This window comes from Fulverythrobacter ferritrahens, assembly GCF_020539485.1.
GTDB lineage: Bacteria > Pseudomonadota > Alphaproteobacteria > Sphingomonadales > Sphingomonadaceae > Andeanibacterium > Andeanibacterium ferritrahens.
On sequence record NZ_JACDXU010000001.1, the window covers coordinates 38,825 to 57,509 of the forward strand.

Annotated in this window: 16 protein-coding genes; 5 read left to right on the top strand and 11 right to left on the bottom strand. The window is 62.0% G+C overall.

Annotated elements, in window-relative coordinates:
• Positions 1-108: 108 nt before the first annotated feature.
• The 6 genes from H0274_RS00155 to H0274_RS00180 form a co-directional block, all read right to left on the bottom strand.
• Complete coding sequence (locus H0274_RS00155) at positions 109-852, bottom strand: gamma-glutamyl-gamma-aminobutyrate hydrolase family protein (RefSeq protein ID WP_226791915.1); 744 nt, start codon at positions 850-852, stop codon at positions 109-111.
• Positions 853-854: 2 nt separating this feature from the next.
• Positions 855-2,285 carry a gamma-aminobutyraldehyde dehydrogenase gene (locus H0274_RS00160; RefSeq protein ID WP_226791917.1) on the bottom strand — a complete coding sequence of 477 codons (1,431 nt, stop codon included), beginning with the start codon at positions 2,283-2,285 and terminating at the stop codon, positions 855-857.
• Positions 2,286-2,398: 113 nt separating this feature from the next.
• Positions 2,399-3,526 carry an ABC transporter ATP-binding protein gene (locus H0274_RS00165; RefSeq protein ID WP_226791919.1) on the bottom strand — a complete coding sequence of 376 codons (1,128 nt, stop codon included), beginning with the start codon at positions 3,524-3,526 and terminating at the stop codon, positions 2,399-2,401.
• 4 nt (positions 3,527-3,530) lie between these two features.
• On the bottom strand, positions 3,531-4,379 hold the full coding sequence (locus tag H0274_RS00170) for an ABC transporter permease (RefSeq protein ID WP_226791921.1): 849 nt from the start codon (positions 4,377-4,379) through the stop codon (positions 3,531-3,533).
• On the bottom strand, positions 4,376-5,278 hold the full coding sequence (locus tag H0274_RS00175) for an ABC transporter permease (protein ID WP_226791924.1): 903 nt from the start codon (positions 5,276-5,278) through the stop codon (positions 4,376-4,378). The genes H0274_RS00170 and H0274_RS00175 overlap by 4 nt, the downstream gene beginning before the upstream one ends.
• Before the next feature lie 36 nt (positions 5,279-5,314).
• On the bottom strand, positions 5,315-6,427 hold the full coding sequence (locus H0274_RS00180) for an ABC transporter substrate-binding protein (RefSeq protein WP_226791926.1): 1,113 nt from the start codon (positions 6,425-6,427) through the stop codon (positions 5,315-5,317).
• Between the two features lie 177 nt (positions 6,428-6,604).
• Between H0274_RS00180 and H0274_RS00185 the strand changes: the two genes are divergently transcribed.
• Positions 6,605-7,504: a LysR family transcriptional regulator gene (locus H0274_RS00185; RefSeq protein WP_226791929.1), complete on the top strand. Its 900-nt coding sequence runs from the start codon at positions 6,605-6,607 to the stop codon at positions 7,502-7,504.
• 27 nt (positions 7,505-7,531) lie between these two features.
• On the opposite strand, the gene H0274_RS00190 is transcribed toward H0274_RS00185, so the two are convergent.
• Genes H0274_RS00190 through H0274_RS00210 form a run of 5 tightly spaced genes read right to left on the bottom strand, consistent with a single transcriptional unit; the run spans position 7,532 to position 13,649 of the window.
• Positions 7,532-8,929 (bottom strand): glutamine synthetase family protein, encoded by a 1,398-nt coding sequence (locus tag H0274_RS00190; RefSeq protein WP_319018191.1) that lies wholly within the window; start codon positions 8,927-8,929, stop codon positions 7,532-7,534.
• A complete protein-coding gene (locus H0274_RS00195; protein WP_226791932.1) occupies positions 8,926-10,272 on the bottom strand; it encodes an aspartate aminotransferase family protein in 1,347 nt (448 codons plus the stop codon). The genes H0274_RS00190 and H0274_RS00195 overlap by 4 nt, the downstream gene beginning before the upstream one ends.
• Positions 10,269-11,540, bottom strand: coding sequence for an NAD(P)/FAD-dependent oxidoreductase (locus H0274_RS00200; RefSeq protein ID WP_226791935.1), 1,272 nt, complete (start codon positions 11,538-11,540; stop codon positions 10,269-10,271). Before H0274_RS00200 ends, H0274_RS00195 begins: the two co-directional genes overlap by 4 nt.
• Position 11,541: 1 nt before the next feature.
• Positions 11,542-12,891, bottom strand: a complete 1,350-nt coding sequence (locus H0274_RS00205; RefSeq protein ID WP_226791938.1) for a glutamine synthetase family protein — start codon at positions 12,889-12,891, stop codon at positions 11,542-11,544.
• Positions 12,892-12,941: 50 nt separating this feature from the next.
• Complete coding sequence (locus H0274_RS00210; protein WP_226791940.1) at positions 12,942-13,649, bottom strand: TorF family putative porin; 708 nt, start codon at positions 13,647-13,649, stop codon at positions 12,942-12,944.
• A 392-nt stretch (positions 13,650-14,041) separates the two neighbouring features.
• On the opposite strand from H0274_RS00210, the gene aptA reads away from it, so the two are divergent.
• The 4 genes from aptA (at position 14,042) to H0274_RS00230 (ending at position 18,644) form a co-directional block, all read left to right on the top strand.
• The gene (gene aptA / locus H0274_RS00215; RefSeq protein WP_226791941.1) at positions 14,042-15,358 is read left to right on the top strand and encodes an omega-aminotransferase AptA; all 1,317 of its coding nucleotides are present in this window, start codon (positions 14,042-14,044) and stop codon (positions 15,356-15,358) included.
• Positions 15,359-15,390: 32 nt separating this feature from the next.
• Positions 15,391-16,509: an alanine dehydrogenase gene (gene ald, locus H0274_RS00220; RefSeq protein WP_226791944.1), complete on the top strand. Its 1,119-nt coding sequence runs from the start codon at positions 15,391-15,393 to the stop codon at positions 16,507-16,509.
• 18 nt (positions 16,510-16,527) lie between these two features.
• On the top strand, positions 16,528-18,024 hold the full coding sequence (locus H0274_RS00225) for a CoA-acylating methylmalonate-semialdehyde dehydrogenase (RefSeq protein ID WP_226791947.1): 1,497 nt from the start codon (positions 16,528-16,530) through the stop codon (positions 18,022-18,024).
• Between the two features lie 119 nt (positions 18,025-18,143).
• On the top strand, positions 18,144-18,644 hold the full coding sequence (locus H0274_RS00230; protein ID WP_226791950.1) for a MarR family winged helix-turn-helix transcriptional regulator: 501 nt from the start codon (positions 18,144-18,146) through the stop codon (positions 18,642-18,644).
• Positions 18,645-18,685: the final 41 nt, after the last annotated feature.

The following is an 18,685-nucleotide window of genomic DNA, read 5'->3' on the forward strand; positions in this document are numbered from 1 at the left end:
TCGCTGGGCTGAATTGGAAGAAAGGCCGCGGCAATGCGCGGCACGGGCCTTCCGTTCAGGGAGAGAAGCCTATCCGGGCCAGAAACCGATTGGTGCGCGTAACGGGCATCATTCCCCCCGCAATATCCGGCCGAGCAGCCGGAAGAAGGACTGGCTGTCCGCATTACCTTCCGGATGCCACTCTGGATGCCATTGTACCGCAAGCACGGGGGCGCTGCCAATCCTGGCGGAATAGGCTTCCACCAGCCCGTCAGGCGCGGTTGCTTCCACGCTGAGCCCGTCGGCCAGCTGGCCCACGCCCTGAAAGTGGACGGAATTGACGGTCAGATCCTGCTTGCCGAATGCCTGCGCCAGCATGCCTCCTTCCGCCAAATGGACCGGGTGGATATGATCGAACATGGCGTTGAAGGACACGCCGTCCGGGGCATGGTGGCGCAGCAGATCGTCGCTGGCGGAAACGTCGCGCCGCAGCGTGCCGCCCAGTGCGACATTGATTTCCTGAAAGCCCCGGCAGATGCCGAATACGGGCTTGCCCTGCTCGGTCATGCGGTCGACCATGCTCAGCGCGATTTCGTCCCGGCCCGGATCGAAAGGGCCTTCTTCGTCTTTGGTGCCCCCTTCGTCCTGATAGCGATAGGTTTCGATATTGGAGGGACTGCCGGTCAGCAACACGCCGTCCAGACGCGGGGCGACTTCCGCCGCCGTCATCAGATCGGGCAGCGAAGGGATGATCAGTGCCGCCACATCGGCATATTCCATGACGGAGCGAATGTAGCGCTCGATCACGGTCTGGGCCGGTTCGATGCCCACCATGCGCTGGCAGGCGATTACTCCGAGTACGGGACGGGCCATTCTCAATGCTTAATCATGACGTGGCGCGTCGTCATGTAATGTTCGAGGCAGTAGATCGACAGGTCCGAGCCATAGCCCGAGCTTTTAACCCCGCCATGCGGCATTTCAGTGGCGTTGACCGAGTGGGTGTTGATCCACGTTACCCCATATTGCAGTTGCGCGGCGAATTGCGCGGCCTTGCCGACATTGCGCGTCCAGACGGAGGAGGCGAGGCCATATTCGCAATCATTCGCCCACTCCAGCGCCTGCGCATCGTTCGTGAAGCGGGTGACGGACACAACCGGGCCGAACACTTCCTTCTGCACGATCTCATCCGTATGACGCGCTCCGGCGATCAGGGTGGGGGCGTAGAAGAAGCCGGGCCCATCCGGCGCATAGCCTCCCGTAACGATCTGCGCCGGCGTATCGGCGGCCGCGCGGGCGACGAAGCCGTCCACCCGGTCGCGCTGGCGGGCCGTGATGAGCGGGCCAAGCTGGGTGCCCGGCTGCGAAGGATCGCCCATCGGGATCGCTTCGATTGCGGATTGGAGTTCGGCCACCAGCCGATCATGCACGCTGGCATGGGCATAGACGCGGCAGGCAGCAGTACAATCCTGCCCGGCGTTGTAATAGCCACCCTCGGCAATCGCGGCCACGGCGGCTTCGATATCCGCATCTTCCAGAACGATCACGGGCGCCTTGCCTCCCAGCTCGAAATGGGTGCGCTTGATGGTGGGGGCCACCGCTTCCAATATCTTGCGCCCGGTGGCGACATCGCCGGTAAGGGAAACCATGCGTACGCGCGGATGGGCCACCAGTTGCGCGCCGACATTGGACCCATTGCCGGTTATTATATTCACCACCCCTTCGGGCAGGAATTCGGCGCAGACTTCCGCCAGCTTCAGCGCACTGAGCGGCGTGTGCTCCGAAGGTTTGAGAACCACACTGTTGCCTGCCGCGATTACCGGGGCGATTTTCCAGCTCGCCATCATCAGCGGGTAGTTCCAGGGCGCGATGCCCACGCAGATGCCCAGCGGATCACGCCGCAGCATGGATGTATGGCCGGGCCGGTACTCGCCTGCCGGAACGCCCGGCACAGTGCGGGCCGCCCCAGCAAAGAAGCGAAACACATCCACCGTGTTGCCCACATCGACTGCGCGAGCCGTGGCGATGGGCTTGCCGCAATTGGCCATTTCGATCTGCGCGAATTCCTCCGTCAGTTGTTCGATCCGATCCGCGATTTTCAGCATCTGACGGGAGCGTTCGCCGGGCGTCATGCGCGACCAGACGGTAAAGCCCTTCTCGGCAGCGGCCACGGCGGCTTGCACCTGAGCGCGGCTGGCGCTGGCGAGGCTGGCGATTTCCGAACCGGTGGCCGGATTGAACACCTTTTCGGGAGCTTCATCCCCCTGAACCGGTTGGCCGGCAATGAACTGGCTATAGATCTCACCCATGGGATTCCTGCCTTGCTGCTGCCAGACGCAGGTTTAGGCGTGAGAAACACGAGTAGGAAATACGAAAAGAAAAGCGCGGCCCATCGAATTAACCGATAGGGTCCGGCGCAGCATCAGTTCAACAGGACCACCGCGCTATCGGCGCGCCAATGCATCGAGACGCGATCGTCCCAGGTGAAGTCTTCCTGATCGCGGCGGGAGAGGTTGGGGCGTGATACGCGCAGCATCGCCCCGGTTTCGAGGCGGATGTCGTAAAGGGTGATGTCTCCCAGGTAGCTCATGCCCTTGATCTGTCCGCGCGCGAAATTGTGACCTTCGGGCGCATCCTCGGCCGCACCGCGGATCGCCTTGCCCGCGCCAGGTACGTGGAGATAGATTTTCTCCGGCCGGATCGCCACCCACACATCGGCCCCATGCGGCCCGGTGACGCCGTGATTGAGATAGACCTTGCCCAGGCCGGGACAATCGACCGCCGCCCGGTCCGGCTCGTCCAGTGTCAGGCGGCCCTCAAACAGGTTCACAGACCCCACGAAGTCCGCGACGAAGCGGTTGGCCGGGAATTCATAGAGATCGGATGGCGTGGCAAGCTGGGCGATGTCGCCCTTGTTCATCACCGCGATGCGCCCGGCCATGGAAAGCGCCTCGTCCTGGTCATGCGTCACGGTGATGAAGGTGATGCCGACATGATCCTGCAGGTCTGCCAGCTCGAATTGCATCTGCGCGCGCAGCTTGGCATCGAGGGCGGAAAGGGGTTCGTCCAGCAACAGAACCTTGGGCCGCATGACGAGTGACCGGGCGAGGGCGACACGCTGGCGTTGCCCGCCGGAAAGCTGATTGGGCTTGCGCGTGCCGAAGCCGTCCAGCTTCACCAGTTCCAGCGCCTCGGCCACGCGGCTTTCCCGCTCGGCCTTGCCTACGCCCGCGATCTTCAGGCCATAGCCGACATTGTCGGCCACGCTCATATGCGGGAATACGGCGTAGGACTGGAACACCATGTTCACCGGCCGCTTGTTTGGCGGCACCTTGGCCATGTCCTGACCGTCGATCAGAATCTGGCCTTCGGTGGGTATCTCGAAACCGGCGATCATGCGCAGCAGCGTCGTCTTGCCGCAGCCCGATGGCCCCAGCAGCACGAAGAATTCGCCCGGCATGATGTTGAGCGAGACATTGTCCACTGCTGCGACCTGCCCGAAGCGCTTGGACACATTGCGGATCGATATGATCGGTTGCTTGTCTTCCATGCGATCAGTGGCCTTGCGCGATCGTGCCCATGCGGCTTTGCATCTTGAGCGTGATGGTGGTGAGAATGACGGTAAGGGCGATGACCATGGCGGAAGCCGCATTGACCTCCGGCGTCACCGAGAAACGGACCATGGAATAGACCTTGACCGGGAAGGTCACGGTATTGGGCCCCGAAGTGAAGAAGGTGATCACGAAATCGTCGAGGCTGAGCGTGAAGGCCAGCAGTGCGCCCGCCACCAGCCCCGGCTTCATGTGGGGCAGCAGGACATCGCGGAAAGCCTGCCATTCATTGGCGCCCAGATCCTTGGCTGCTTCCTCTTCCTCGCGATTGAAACTGGCCAGGCGGGACCGGACGACCATGGTCACAAAGGGAAAGCAGAAGGTGATATGCGCGATGGTGATCGCGCCGAGGTTGAGCGGCCAGGGCAGGTCCGTGGGAAAGCCAATCTTGGCGAAGAATACCAGCATGGCAACGCCCATGCATATTTCCGGCACCACGATTGGCAGCGCCATCGCCCCTTCCGCAGCAGCCTTCATCGGAAAGCGGAATCGCCACAGCATTACCGCCGCCAGCGCGCCCAGCACGACGCTGACGGCGGTGGCGAGGGCGGCGATGGTGATGGAGTTCACCAGCGCTTCCATCAAACTGTCGTTGTTCAGCGCCTTCTCGTAATATTTGAACGTGAAGCCACGCCACACGATGTTTCGCCGACTATCGTTGAAGCTGAACGCGATCAGGGTGATGAGCGGCGCGTAGAGGAAGAACAGCACCAGCCCCACCCAGCCGCGCATCCAGAGGCGCCGCGTATATTCCAGCGGCGCGATGGGTGTGCGTTTGGGGAGGCCGATCATTGGCGCGCCTCCGCCTGCCGCGCTTTCATGGCCTGGAAGGCAATGGCGATGAAGGTTGCGTACATCAGGATAAAGGACAGGGCGGCCCCGAAAGGCCAGTCATTCGCGCGCTTGAACTGGCGTTCGATCACATTGGCGATCATCTGGCTGTCCGGCCCGCCCAGCAGGTCCGGCGTAAGATAGGCGCCCAGCGCAGGCACGAAGGTGATGATGATGCCTGAAATGATTCCCGGTGCCGCCAGCGGTGCCACGATCATCAGCAGGGTGCGCAGATGCCCGGCACCCAGATCCAGACTGGCTTCGATCAGCGATTTGTCGAGCTTGTCGAGCGCAGCATAGAGCGGCAGCACCATGAAGGGCAGGTGGACATAAACCAGCCCGAAGATCACCGCAAAATTGTTGTAGAGCAGATGCATCGGCTCATAGGCGCCCGGTGGCGGCAGGCCCACCAGCGTCATCAGCCAGCCGAACTTGTCATGCAGCCAGCCGATCGTCTGGTTGGCATAGCCTTCCGTCCTCAGCACGGCCATCAGCGCATAGGTGCGGATCAGCAGATTGGTCCAGAAGGGCAGCATGATGCCCAGCAGCAGCCAGGGTTTCCATTTGTCACTGGCGAAGACGATGGCCAGCGCGACCGGAAATCCCACCACCAGGCAGATGATGGTTGTAGCGCCTGCAACCAGCACGGACTTCCACAAGATGCCCAGATAGAGCGGCTCAAGCGCGCGGGCGTAATTGGCAAAGGTGCCCGAAATATCGATCTGGGTCAGGCCCTGATTGGTGCCGAAGCTGTAAAGCCAGACGATGCCCAGGGGGAGCAGGAAGAACAGGATAAGCCATGTAAGCGGTGCCGTCGCTATGGCGGCGAACAATGCCTTGTGGTTTTTCCAGCTCTCCATTCGCGTCCCCCCGGTTGCTGGCTGGTCCTCAGATCGTCAGGCGGCCCTGATCCTGGTGAAGGCTTCCTCGTAGAGCGGCTGGAGCTTCTCGTTGTAGGAAGCGTATTCGCACTTCGCGAGTTGGTCAGCCGGCGGGAAGATCACCGGATTACTCTTGTAGGAATCCGGCATCAGAGCCTTTGCAGCCGCGTTGGGGGTTGGGAAAAGGATCGTTTCCGCGATCTTCTTGCCCACTTCAGCGTCGAGCAGATAGTTGATGAAGGAATGGGCATTCTTCGGATGCGGTGCGCCCTTGGGGATACACAGCGTGTCCGAATTCAGCTGACTGCCCTCCTTGGGAAGCACGAAGTCGATATCGTCGTCTTCCACCATGATCTGCGCGATGTCGCCATTATATTCCATCACCACGTCCACTTCCCCGGAGAGGAGCAGGTCCTGCCCGTTATCCTCGTGGAACGTCTTGATGTTGGGTTTCTGCCTGATCATCATCGCCTCGACCTGCTTGATGATCTCAGGCGTCAACCCGTTGACGGAATGGCCCAGATATTTCGCACCCAGCCGGATCACGTCGCCCGCTTCCGAAAGGAGCGCGATGCGCCCGGTATATTCGGCGGAATCGAACAGATATTTCCAGCTGTCCGGAACGCCTTTCACTTTCGATTTACGATAGCCGATCCCGAGCGTCAGCCAAGTGTAGGGCATCGAGAATTTCCGGCCCGGATCATAAGCGACATCGATGAAGGTCGGATCGATATTCTTCATATTGGGGATCAGCGAATGATCGAGCGGCACGATCAGATCCGACTCGATCATGCGTTCCACGAAATCGTTTGAAGGCACGATCACGTCGAAGCCGGGATTGCCCGCGCGCAGTTTGGCGAACAATTCGTCATTCGTGGCGAACAGGCTCATATTCACGGAAATGCCGCTGGCGTCCTTGAAGTCATCCAGCGTGGTTTCACCAATATAGGTGTCCCAATTATAGAAGTTGAGGGACGCTTCCTCGCCCGTAGCCGCCATTTTCCCGCCGTCGGACTTGCTGCAGGCGGCCAGTCCGCCAAAGCTAATGCCAACCGCCGCGACGCCCAGTGCCTGAAGCAGCGAGCGGCGGCCCATCCCTTTGCGTGTCGGAAATTCGAAGCCGTTCATATCGATTGACCCCTTTTGCTGACACCGGCTGTTGCCGATGCTGCTCCCCTCGAAGGCGATGCTACCTCAGGCTGAGAATGCTGCAAGTGCACAATTCAGGCCGAGCGAAAATATGAAACCTCTCTATCGCCAGTTGCACCAGTCGATTATGCAAAGCGAGAGCTATCGGAAAGACAGATGAACATCACCTTCCGTCAGATTCGCTATTTCATCGCAGTGGCAGAGGCTCGTTCTGTATCGGGCGGATCAAGCGCGGTGGGCATTTCGCAATCCGCTGTCACCGATGCGATCCGCACTCTGGAGCTGGAAACGGGCGTCACCCTGTTCCACCGCCATGCAAAGGGAGTCACTCTCACCTGGGAAGGCAGCCAGTTCCTGCGCCATGCCCGTTCTATCGTCGATGCGATCGCCAATCTGGCGGGTGGTGTGGGGCAAGGGGAGGACCAGACCGAGGGGCACGTCCGCGTCGGGGTGACCCCGCTGGTGACTGGTTATTTCCTTTCGGACCTGCTCTCCCGTTTCCAGCGCCTGTTCCCGCGCATCCAGGTTTCGCTGGTGGAAGACAAACGGGCCTATGTCGAACATATGCTGGTCAACGGCGAACTGGATCTGGCGCTGCTGATCGTCTCCAATCTCGAGCAGCGCAGCGCGATCGACCATGAGGTGCTGCTGCGGAGTGAATGCCGCGCCTGGCTCGCGCCATCGCATCCTCTGGCCAATGTCGACGGATTGTCGCTCGCCCAGCTGGAAAACGATCCCGTGGTGATGCTTTCGCTCGACGAGTTGGAGGGGCTGGTGGAGAGCATCTGGTCAAAATTCGACCATCAGCCGCGCGTAGCCTTTCGCACTTCCTCCATGGAAGGGGTGCGCAGCCTTGTGGGCACCGGGGCTGGAATCACCCTGATGCCCGACCTCGTCTATCGCCCGTGGAGCCTGGAAGGGGATCGCATCCTTTCCAAGCGCACGCGCGAGACCCTGCCGACCGTGGACATCGGCATCGGGTGGCGGCGCCTGACGCGGCACAGCGATGCGGCGAACATGTTCATGGAAACGGCGCAGAACCATCGGCGGCAGTGATGCCGCAGATGGTTTTCTGAAGAATGCTCAGGCGTTTCGCAGATACCAAGCGTAATCCAGCTCAGTAACCTGGGCCATAAAGTTCGCCATCTCCACCTGCTTCACGATGGCGTAATTCTTGACGAAGCGCTCGCCCAGATAGTCCTTAAGCAGCTCTGAATTCTCGAAAGCCTCGATGGCGGCGGCCCAGTGATTGGGCAGGCGAGTTTCGGCTGCGGAATCCGCATAACCATTACCGACAACAGCAGGACCGGGATCGATCTTGTTGCTGATCCCGTGATGCATCGCGGCCAGGACGGCAGCCGTCGCCAGCGTTGGATGGGCGTCCGCCCCGCAGACGCGGTGCTCGACGTGGCGGGATGAAGGCGGCCCGGCGGGTACCCGCAGGCTGACGGTGCGATTGTTCACGCCCCATGTCGGTGCAACAGGGGCATAGGAATTGGCCTTGAACCGGCGATAGCTGTTCGCATTGGGCGCGAAGATCGCCATGGAATCCGCCAGCAGCGCCTTCATCCCGCCAATTGCATGGCGCAGAATGGGCGCTCCTTCCGGATCCTCGCTGGCGAAGGCGTTGTTCCCTTGCTCGTCGGCCATGGAAATGTGCAAGTGCATGCCGTTGCCTGCCTGATCGGCAAAGGGCTTGGCCATGAAGGTCGCCTCGAAACCGTGCTTCATCGCCACGGCCTTCACCAGCCGCTTGTACATGACGGCATCGTCCGTAGCGCGCAGCGCATCGGCCTTGTGGCGCAAGGTCAACTCGAACTGGCCGGGCGCGAATTCGGAGATGGCGGATTCCAGCGGCAGGCCCTGAATGTCGCAATAGGTGTAGAGATCGTCGAAGAAGGGTTTGAATTCCTGAAGCTCGGTCAGGCCGTAAACCTGAATTTCGCTGCTGCGGCGGCCGGTCAATTGGCCGGCTGCAGGCACCACCTTCCCGTCCTTTGCCTCGACAAGGTAGAATTCCAGTTCCACCGCCACCACCGGCGTCAGCCCGTCTGCCTCCAGCCGGTCGACCACGCGGCCCAGCACGTGACGCGGATCGAGATCGTTGGGCGTGCCGTCCAGCTCATAGAAGCTGGTGAGAAACTGAGCCGCCCGGTCGCCCAGCCAGGGCGCGCGCACGAGCGTGCCGGGGACAGGCTTAACATAGCGATCAGCATCGCCATCTTCCCAGACCAGCCCGGTTTCTTCCGTATCGCGCCCAGTAATGTCCACCACCAGCACCGAACCGGGCAGGAAGCGGCCGGATTCGTAAACCGCGATCACTTCATGCTGGCGTAGCCGCTTGCCGCGCGGCACGCCGCCCATATTGGTGAAGATGATGTCCACCGCGTCGATATCCGGATTAGCCTTGAAGAAATCATAGGCCTCGGCTGCGGAGGCGATCTTGTTCGAGCTGTAGGGCGGCTTGGTCATCCGGGTCATCCGATCAGGGTCTTTAGGCAATCATCCAGCACATTGGCCAGCCGTTCGACCTGGGTCTCGGTCGTAACAGGGCTGATCAGCGTCATATTGTGGAACGGGGCGATAAGCACGCCGCGATTGATGAGGAACAGGTGCAGCGCCTGTTCAAGCTGCCCTTGCATTGCCGCACGCGCTTCGGTGCCATTGCGGGCGGGCTTGGGTGCGCAGATGAATTCGCCGCGCGCGCCGATATGGGCGACATGCCAATCGAGCCCCCGTCCAGCGATAACCTCGCGCAGGCGGCGCGCAAGCTGCTCCGCCAGCGGCAGCATGTGGGCATAGGCGGCGGGCGTCATTACTTCGGTCAGGCAGGCGCGCATGGCGACAAGGGCGAGAGCATTGGCTGAAAGCGTGGTGCCGATGCCGGAATGGCCGGTTTCCCCTTCCGCGCGTATCCGCTCCATCCGATCGGCCACTTCGGCAGAAAAACCATAGACCGCACAGGGCACGCCGCCCGCCACCGGCTTGCCCAGCACGAACATGTCCGGCAGTGGTCCGTAAGTACCGGTATGGCCCCCATAGCCGGTGGAGATCGTGTGCGTCTCGTCAAACACCAGCAAGGTGCCGTGGCGCGTACACAGATCGCGCATGGCCTCCAGATACCCAGGATCGGGCAGCACCATGCCCACATTGGTGAGGGCAGGTTCGGTCAGGACGGCGGCAATGTCCCCTTTCGCCAGTGCGGCTTCCAGTGCGGGCAGGTCGTTGAATTCGATCACCGCCGTGTGCTGGCGCACATCATAGACCTGCCCGACAAGGCTGCGGCGCAGTTCGGGCACGCCGCCTCGCAGATCGACGAACACATCGTCCACCGCGCCATGATAACAGCCGTTGAATACCAGAATGCGTTTCCGGCCTGTAATGCCGCGACACCAGCGGATCACGGCGCGGTTGGCGTCGCTCGCGCTGGCGGTCACCTGCCAGAAGGGCAGGCGGAAGCGTGTGGCCAGTTCCTCACCCACGGTCACTGCATCTTCGGACGGCAACATGTAGGTAAGTCCGCGATCTGCCCGCCGGGCGATAGCTTTGGCCACCGGCGGCGGGGAATGGCCGAACATCGATCCGGTGTCGCCCAGGCAGAAATCGTCGAAGCGATTGCCGTCAACATCCCACAGTTCTGCACCCCGCGCGTGGTCCACGAAGAGGGGGTAGGGCGTGCCCCAGTCGAGCATCCAGTGGAACGGCACGCCCCGGTGCCAGTGGCGCGCAGCCTCCATTGCCAGCGCGGCGGACCGGGGGGTGCGCTTTACGAACAGATCGCGTTCGGTTGCGATCATGGCGGCGATGGAACGATCGGAGATCATAGCCGGTCCTTCAGGGCGAACCACAGCATACCCAGCACGTAAAGCGGGTGGCGCAGCAGCGGCCCGCCGGGGAAGGGGCGCTTGGGCAGGCTGGCCAGCAGGTCAAACCGTTCCGCATGGCCGCGCATCGCATCGGCGACCAGTTCTCCCGCCAAAGTGGTCAGCAATACGCCGTGGCCTGACCAGCCATGGGCGTAAAAGCAATCGCCGCGTCGGCCGAAATCCGGCAGTCGATTGAACGTCACTCCCACCAGACCGCCCCAGGCATAGTCGATTGCCACCCCCTGTAATTGGGGGAAAACCTGTTCCAGATAGTGTCGTACGAAAGCCGGGATGTCGCGGGGCGGGGTGGGCGTATATTTCTCCCCCCCGCCGAAGATCAGGCGGTTATCGGCACTGATGCGATAATAATTCAGCACGAACTTGCTGTCCGACACTGCCGCGCCCGAGGGGATGAGCGCGGCGGCCTCGTCAGGGGAAAGCGGCGCGGTCGCGACGTTGTAATTGGCCACCGGCATAGTCATCCGGCCCAGCCGCTTGTCAATCGAGCCCATGAAGGCATCGCAGGCCAGCACTCCGAACCGCGCGGTGATCCGCCCCCGCGGCGTGGTAACCGCCACCGGGCCGCGATGATCCACGTCCTGCGCGGGTGTGCTTTCGAAAATTCGGACCCCCGCATCCAGTGCCGCCTGTGCCAGCCCCAGCGCATAGTTGAGCGGGTGGAGATGGCCACCATTCCGGTCATAAAACCCGCCGTGATAGATCGGGCTGGCGACATATTCGCCCAGATCCGCGGCGGGCACTATCCGGCCTCCTTCATAACCCAGATTGCGCTCCAGCCAGTCCAGTTCGCGGCGCATGTGATAGAGATGGGTGGGGCGGCAGGCGGCGTGGAAATGCCCTTGCCTCAGCGCGCAGCGGATCGAATGGCGCGCGATCCGTTCCCGCACCCGTGTGCCCGCCTCATTGGCCAGCGAGACGAGCGCGCGGGCATGGTTCGTGCCGAACTTCTCGTCCAGCTCGAGCGGGCCCCAACGCATGCCGGGGATCATCTGCCCGCCATTGCGCCCCGATGCGCCCCAGCCGATGCGATTGGCCTCCACCAGTATCACAGAAAAACCGGCCTCCGCCGCGTGCAGGGCTGCGGAGAGGCCGGTGAAACCTCCGCCGACGACCACTACGTCCGCCGTAACGTCTCCCGCCAGCGCGGGCTGCTCCGCAAAGGGACGAGCGGTCGCCGCATAATAGGACGGCGCGTGCGGCGTCACTTTACACCTTCAGCAGCAGATGTTCGCGCTCCCACGAACTGATCACCGATTGATAGGCGAACAGCTCGGTTTCCTTGATCGCGTAGAACAGTTCGAAGAAATCCTCGCCCAGAAGGTGTTTTACCGGGCGGCAATGGCTGAACCGGTCCAGCGCAGCCTCCAGCGTGCGGGGCAGGGTGCGCGCGCGATTATAAGCGCTGCCCGTGATGGCTTTCGGCGGCTGCATACGCTCCACCATGCCGACATAGCCGCAGACCAGCGAGGCGGCGATGGCCAGATAGGGATTGGCATCAGCACCCGGCAGGCGGTTCTCGATCCGCCGGTCCTTATAGCCGGAAACCGGCACGCGCAGGCCGCAGCTGCGATTGTCCGTGCCCCAATGGACATTGATCGGCGCGGCCGTGTCGGGCTGCATCCGGCGGAAGGAATTGACGTTGGGCGCGAAGAGGGGGAGCACCTGCGGCATCAGGCGCACCAGCCCGGCGATATGGCTGCGAAACAGCGCGCTGTCGCGCCCGTTTTGAGTGGAAAAGACGTTCCGGCCCGTTTCGATATCAATAATGGACTGGTGAATATGCATCGCGCTGCCAGGCTGGTCCGACATCGGCTTGGCCAGGAAGGTGGCATAGACGCCATGCTCCAGCGCAACCTGTCGCACGATCCGCTTGAACAGCAGCGCCTGGTCTGCCAGCGCTAGTGGATCGCCATGAATGAAGTTCACTTCAAGTTGTGCGGCGCCCGCTTCATGAATCATCGTGTCGATGTTCAGTTCGGACTTTTCGCACCAGTCGTAGATCTGCTCGATAATGTCCTCGAACTCTCCCAGCGCCTCCAGTCCGAAAGGCTGACTGGCGGTTTCCGCCCGGCCTGACCGGCCTACTGGCGGCACCAGCGGAATATCGGCGTCAAGATTCTTGGAGACGAGATAGAATTCCAGTTCCGGTGCGATCACCGGCCGCCAGCCGCGCTTTTCATAAAGCGCCAGCACGCGCTTGAGAATCTGGCGTGGGGCGATCTCTATGGGCTTGCCATTCCCGTCAAATGCGTCGGCGATGACATAGGCGGTAGGCGTGGTGAAACCCGGCGCCTCGCGAATGGTCGCCGCATCAGGCACCAGGATCAGGTCGGGATCGTACCCCGGCATGATCCCGTCCATGTCTTCAGGATAATCGCCCGTCACCGTCACCATGAACACGCTGCCGGGAATGCGCAGGTTCTTGTCGGTCAGGCTCTTGAGAAATTTGTTTGCGGGCAGCACTTTCCCGCGCTGGATGCCATTCATGTCGGGCACGATGCATTCAACTTCCGCGATCGCGCGTTCCCTGATCCAGCTGGCAATATCGGTGGTCATGCATGTCCCGCTGTTGGGGCAGGGCAGCCCTGGCCGCCCTGCCCAGGTGCCTAGAATGACTTGCTGATGGAGAAAACCGCAGTGGCGTCGCCCAACGAAGTAAAGGAATGGGCGGTGTCCACATAATCGAGCGTGGCCGTGAAGCCTGCGCCCATGTCGAAGCTGGCGCCGACCAGCCAGTCCTTCTTGTTGTCGGCGAAACCGCCATCTTCATAGCCGAAGGTGCCGTGCAGCGTGAGCGGCGTACCTCCAATCGGCACTTCGCCTGATATGTAGACATAGGTGTTGTCCACATTGCCCAGCGCATCCTGACTGGGGGCATATGCTACACCTACGGTTACCGTAGCCGGGCCGATGCTGGTGCCGATCGAGCCGGCGAATTCCACATAGTTGAAGTCGCCATCGCTGGGATAAAGGTAATAGGTGGCGCCGATATCGATGCTGGCGCCGCCAAGGTCCGTGGCGAAGCCGACGAAGAGGTCTGCCTCTAAATCGTCTGCCCCATCCCCGAGATCGACGTTGGAGAGCCAGGTTCCGGCATAGAAGCCGGATTCGTGGGAAACCGTCACTTCCGCAGTGATTTCAGGATCTTTGCCCGAGAGGGAAACACCGCGAAAGCGATAATCGGTGAGGGCCGCGATTGCGGCATCCACTTCCCACGCGCCGGAGGCGGTTTCGCCTTCGTCCTGTGCGTAGGCCGTGCCGGGCAGTGCGGTTGCGGCCGCCACGGCCGCTCCGAGAAATCTGTGCTTTTTCATGACATACCCCCTTTCTACCGGTGAGGCGGAGATTTGCAGGCACGCGATGCGAAAGGCCAACGTGGCCCTTTCACCCTGTTGGCTATCGCCTCTGTCGGGCTGACGCCCCGAGCCTTCAAACTGCCCCAACCGCCTTTCTGTTGGGCCTCCCCAGCGGGGTATGGCCGGAAGTTTCGCGGCGGCCGCCATGCGTTAAATAGCCAGCCGAAACGAAATGCCATAATTACAGATAGTATCTTGTGCCTTATCCGCCGCAAAGGCCAATGGGATTTATTGGGGCTATGGCTATCAGCTTTTCCGATAGGACAAGGTGATATGATCCGAATAGCAGTGGCCATCGACGGCGGTTACTGTCCAGCCGAAGCCCGGTTTCCCATTTCAGGAGTCTCCATTTGAGCGAGCCCAACGATCTTTCGGCATTCTGGATGCCCTTTACGGATAATCGCGGCTTCAAAGACCACCCACGCATGTTCGTGGGGGCCGAAGGGATGCATTACACGGCGGCGGCCGGGCATAAGGTGCTGGATGCCACGGGCGGGCTGTGGTGCGTCAACGCTGGCCATGCGCGATCCGAGATCGTGGAGGCGATCCGCAAGACTGCCGGGGAAATGGATTTCGCGCCCACCTTCCAACTCGGCCACCCGCTCGCCTTCGAGGCCGCCTCGCGGTTGGCGTTGATCATGCCGGAAGGGCTGGACCGGATATTCTTCGTCAATTCAGGCTCGGAATCCGTCGATACGGCGCTCAAGATCGCGCTCGCTTACCAGAAGGCGCGCGGGCAGGGTGGGCGCTATCGCTTCATCGGGCGTGAGCGGGCCTATCACGGCGTTGGCTTTGGCGGCATCTCCGTAGGTGGGATCGTAGGCAATCGTCGCCCCTATGCCACTTTGCTGCCGGGGGTGGATCATTTGCGCCATACGCATGATCCCGTGCGCAACGCCTTCAGCCGGGGGCAGCCCCTGCACGGGGCCGAACTGGCGGAGGATCTGGAACGCCTGATTGCGCTGCATGGCGCGGAAACCATCGCGGCGGTGATCGTGGAGCCGGTTTCAGGTTCAACCGGCGTCCTGGTGCCGCCGGTCGGTTATCTCAAGAGGCTGCGCGAGATTTGCGACACGCATGGCCTGCTGCTGATCTTTGACGAGGTCATCACCGCCTTTGGCCGCGTGGGCAAGGCCACGGCTTCCGAACGTTTCGGCATCACGCCCGATATCATCACCATGGCCAAGGGGCTGACAAATGCCTCCGTACCGATGGGCGCGGTGGCGGTGCGCCGGGAAATTCACGACACCATCGTCAACAGCGCCGCGCCCGGCACGATCGACCTGTTCCATGGCTATACCTATTCCGGCCATCCGCTGGCCTCCGCCGCGGCGATTGCCACGCTGGGCATCTACGAGCGGGAGGGCTTGTTCGAAAAAGCGATCGAACTGGAAGATTACTGGGCCGATGCAGTCCATTCGCTGAAGGGCGCGCGGCATGTGATTGATTGCCGCAATATTGGCCTGATCGGCGGGATCGAGTTGGAACCGCGCCCAGGCGCGCCGGGCAGGCGAGCAATGGAGGCGTTCCATCGTGCCTTCGACAGCGGGTTGCTGATCCGCGTGACCGGCGACATCATCGCCCTTTCGCCGCCCCTGATCCTGGAACAGGCTCATATTGACGAGATTTTTGGCAAGCTGGCCGAAGTGCTTGCCAAGGTGGAATAGAACGCGCTGAAATCCCCCAAAGGAGTGCGATCATGATCGTCGGTACGGTTCGCGAGATCAAGAACAACGAATTCCGGGTGGGGCTGACCCCTGAGGGGGCGGAGGAACTGGTCCATTCCGGGCATCATGTGCTGGTGGAAAGCGGCGCAGGACAGGGCATCGGCGCATCGGACGATGCCTATGTCCGAGCCGGAGCGGAAATCGTGGCGGAAGCGGCTGAAGTGTTCGCCCGGGCGGAACTGCTCGTAAAGGTGAAGGAGCCCCAGCCGCGTGAGCGGGCAATGCTGCGCGAAGGGCAGATTCTGTTCACCTATCTCCACCTCGCACCCGATCCCGATCAGGCAGCCGATCTGATCGCCAGTGGTACGGTGTGCATCGCCTATGAAACGGTGACGGACAACGCCGGCGGGTTGCCGCTGCTCAAGCCCATGAGTCAGGTTGCAGGGCGCATGGCCGTGCAGGCGGGCGCCACCGCGCTGGAGAAAGCCCATGGCGGGCGGGGCGTGCTGCTCGGCGGCGTGCCGGGGGTGCTGCCGGCCAAGGTGGTGGTGATCGGCGGCGGTGTGGTCGGTTTCAATGCGGCGCAGATGGCCGCCGGGCTGGGCGCGGATGTGACGATTCTGGATCGCTCGGCCGAGGTTCTGGAGCGGCTGGGTATTCATTTCGAGGCGCGGGCCAAGACGCGCTTTTCAAACACGGCGAACCTTTCCGCCTGCGTGGCGGAGGCCGATCTGGTGATCGGCGCCGTGCTGATCCCGGGGGCAGAGGCGCCCAAGCTCGTCACCCACGCCATGCTCCATACGATGAAGCCGGGCGCCGTGCTGGTGGATGTGGCAATCGATCAGGGCGGATGTTTCGAGACGAGCCATCCCACCACTCATGCCGACCCCACCTATGTGGTAGACGGCATCGTCCATTATTGCGTGGCCAACATGCCCGGCGCCGTGGCGCGCACTTCCACCTATGCGCTGAGCAATGTCACCCTGCCGCACATCCTGCGACTGGCAGGGCTGGGCTGGAAAGAGGCCCTGCGGCGTGATCCGCATCTGCTGGCGGGGTTGAATGTCTGCGCGGGGCAGATCACCTGCCGGCCCGTGGCCGATGCGCTTGGCCTTTCCTATACCGATCCCGCCGCTCTGCTGGCAGCCTGACAGAAAGTTTCCCGCCTCATGGCCCAGATTACGCATTACATAGCCGGACGCCGCGTGGCCGGTGGAAGCGGGCGCAATGCGCCGGTGTTCAATCCCGCCACGGGGGAGCAGACCGGCCGCGTTCCGCTGGCTTCGGCGGCGGAAGTAGGGGCGGCAGTGCGCGCGGCGCAGGCGGCGTTCCCTGGCTGGGCGGCCACTCCGCCATTGCAACGCGCGCGTATTCTCAACCGCTTCCTGCGTATCCTGGAAGCGCGGTCGGGTCAGTTGGCAGCGGTAATTACGGCTGAGCATGGCAAGGTATTGTCCGATGCGCTGGGCGAGGTGCAGCGCGGGCTGGAAGTGGTGGAATTCGCCACTGCCGCGCCCCAGTTGCTCAAGGGGGAGATCAGCGAGAATGTCGGCCGTGATATAGATAGTCACGCCATCCGCCAGCCTCTGGGCGTAGTGGCCGGGATAACTCCGTTCAACTTTCCGGCCATGGTGCCCATGTGGATGTTCCCCGTGGCGCTGGCCTGTGGCAATTGCTTCATCCTCAAGCCATCCGAACGCGATCCCTCCGCCGCGCTGGTGATCGCCGAATGGCTGACCGAAGCGGGCCTGCCGGCCGGGGTGTTCAACGTCGTTCATGGGGACAAGGACGCGGTCGATGCTCTGCTGGCGGATCCGCTGGTACAGGCCATCAGCTTCGTCGGCTCCACCCCCATCGCACGTTATATTTACGAGACGGCGGCGCGGAACGGCAAACGCTGCCAGGCGCTGGGCGGGGCGAAAAACCATATGGTGATCCTGCCCGATGCCGATCTCGATCAGGCCGTGGATGCGCTGATGGGGGCCGCCTATGGTTCCGCCGGGGAGCGCTGCATGGCGGTTTCCGTCGCCGTGCCGGTGGGCCAGGAAACGGCCGATGCGCTGATCGAAAAGCTCGCCCCGCGTGTGCGGGCGCTCAAGGTTGGGCCCGGCACCGATCCGGAGGCCGAGATGGGGCCGCTCGTTACAGGAGCGCATCGCGACAAGGTCGCTTCTTATATCGAAAGTGGCATTGCTGAGGGGGCAAAGCTGGTCGTCGACGGGCGCGGGCTTGAACTCCAGGGCTATGAAGGCGGTTATTTCCTGGGTGGCACCCTGTTTGACGATGTGACGCCGGACATGGCGATCTATCGCGAGGAAATCTTCGGCCCCGTTCTGTCGGTCGTGCGCAGCCCCGATTTCGAGGAAGCGGTGCGGCTGGTGAACGAACATGAATATGGCAATGGCACCGCGATCTTCACTCGCGATGGCGATGCCGCGCGCGAATTTTCCTATCGCATCCAGGCCGGCATGGTGGGCGTGAACGTGCCGATCCCGGTGCCGATGGCATTTCACAGCTTCGGCGGCTGGAAGGCTTCGCTGTTCGGCGACCACCACATGCACGGCCCGGAGGGGGTACGTTTCTATACGCGGCTCAAGACAGTGACCACCCGCTGGCCCAAGGGCATTCGTGCGGGGGCAGAATATACAATGCCTACAATGAAGTAACGCGTTGGCAGGTAATGAATGTTGCCTGCCTGCCACATTGTTACGTCTTCAGCAAGATAAGCGACATAATCCATTTGCTGCAATTGTAGTCAATGAATACAATTGCACAGGTGAGAGCGATGAAACTTGCCGAAATTGTCGGCTATCAACTGGATATGGCTCGTTGCGCGACCTTGCGCAGTATCCATCGCCTGCTTGATGGCTCTGGTTTGCGGCCTGCAGACACAACGGCGCTGGCGCTGGTCCGGGAGCAACCCGGTTGCAGCCAGACCGTTCTGGGCCGGGCCCTTGCGGCCAATCGCTCCGTAGGAATGAAAGTGGCCAACCGGCTGGAGGCCCGCGGCCTTTTGACGCGGGCGGAAGGGCGCGATGGACGCAGCAAGGGGCTTTACATCACGCCGGAAGGCGAACGCATATTGGCCGAATTGCTGGATCTGCACGGAGAAGCGGAGATCCGGTTGGCGGCCCATCTTGAACCTGAGGAGCGCGGCGAGTTGCTGCGCCTCTTGAGCAAGGTTCAGCAAGCGATTGAGGAGGAGGAAGCCGAATTACGGCACTCGTCCACTATCCGTTCCGCCGGCAGTCCGGCGGGAAGGGAGACTGCCGGCCACCACGCCTGACGGAGTGGCGCCGGCATTGACCGGTTTTGTCGACATGGGAG

Coding starts and splice junctions, on each gene's coding strand:
- H0274_RS00155 (WP_226791915.1), bottom strand. CDS start 852: ATGGCCCGTCCCGTACTCGGAGTAATCGCCTGCCAGCGCATGGTGGGC.
- H0274_RS00160 (WP_226791917.1), bottom strand. CDS start 2,285: ATGGGTGAGATCTATAGCCAGTTCATTGCCGGCCAACCGGTTCAGGGG.
- H0274_RS00165 (WP_226791919.1), bottom strand. CDS start 3,526: ATGGAAGACAAGCAACCGATCATATCGATCCGCAATGTGTCCAAGCGC.
- H0274_RS00170 (WP_226791921.1), bottom strand. CDS start 4,379: ATGATCGGCCTCCCCAAACGCACACCCATCGCGCCGCTGGAATATACG.
- H0274_RS00175 (WP_226791924.1), bottom strand. CDS start 5,278: ATGGAGAGCTGGAAAAACCACAAGGCATTGTTCGCCGCCATAGCGACG.
- H0274_RS00180 (WP_226791926.1), bottom strand. CDS start 6,427: ATGAACGGCTTCGAATTTCCGACACGCAAAGGGATGGGCCGCCGCTCG.
- H0274_RS00185 (WP_226791929.1), top strand. CDS start 6,605: ATGAACATCACCTTCCGTCAGATTCGCTATTTCATCGCAGTGGCAGAG.
- H0274_RS00190 (WP_319018191.1), bottom strand. CDS start 8,929: ATGACCCGGATGACCAAGCCGCCCTACAGCTCGAACAAGATCGCCTCC.
- H0274_RS00195 (WP_226791932.1), bottom strand. CDS start 10,272: ATGATCTCCGATCGTTCCATCGCCGCCATGATCGCAACCGAACGCGAT.
- H0274_RS00205 (WP_226791938.1), bottom strand. CDS start 12,891: ATGACCACCGATATTGCCAGCTGGATCAGGGAACGCGCGATCGCGGAA.
- H0274_RS00210 (WP_226791940.1), bottom strand. CDS start 13,649: ATGAAAAAGCACAGATTTCTCGGAGCGGCCGTGGCGGCCGCAACCGCA.
- ald (WP_226791944.1), top strand. CDS start 15,391: ATGATCGTCGGTACGGTTCGCGAGATCAAGAACAACGAATTCCGGGTG.
- H0274_RS00225 (WP_226791947.1), top strand. CDS start 16,528: ATGGCCCAGATTACGCATTACATAGCCGGACGCCGCGTGGCCGGTGGA.
- H0274_RS00230 (WP_226791950.1), top strand. CDS start 18,144: ATGAAACTTGCCGAAATTGTCGGCTATCAACTGGATATGGCTCGTTGC.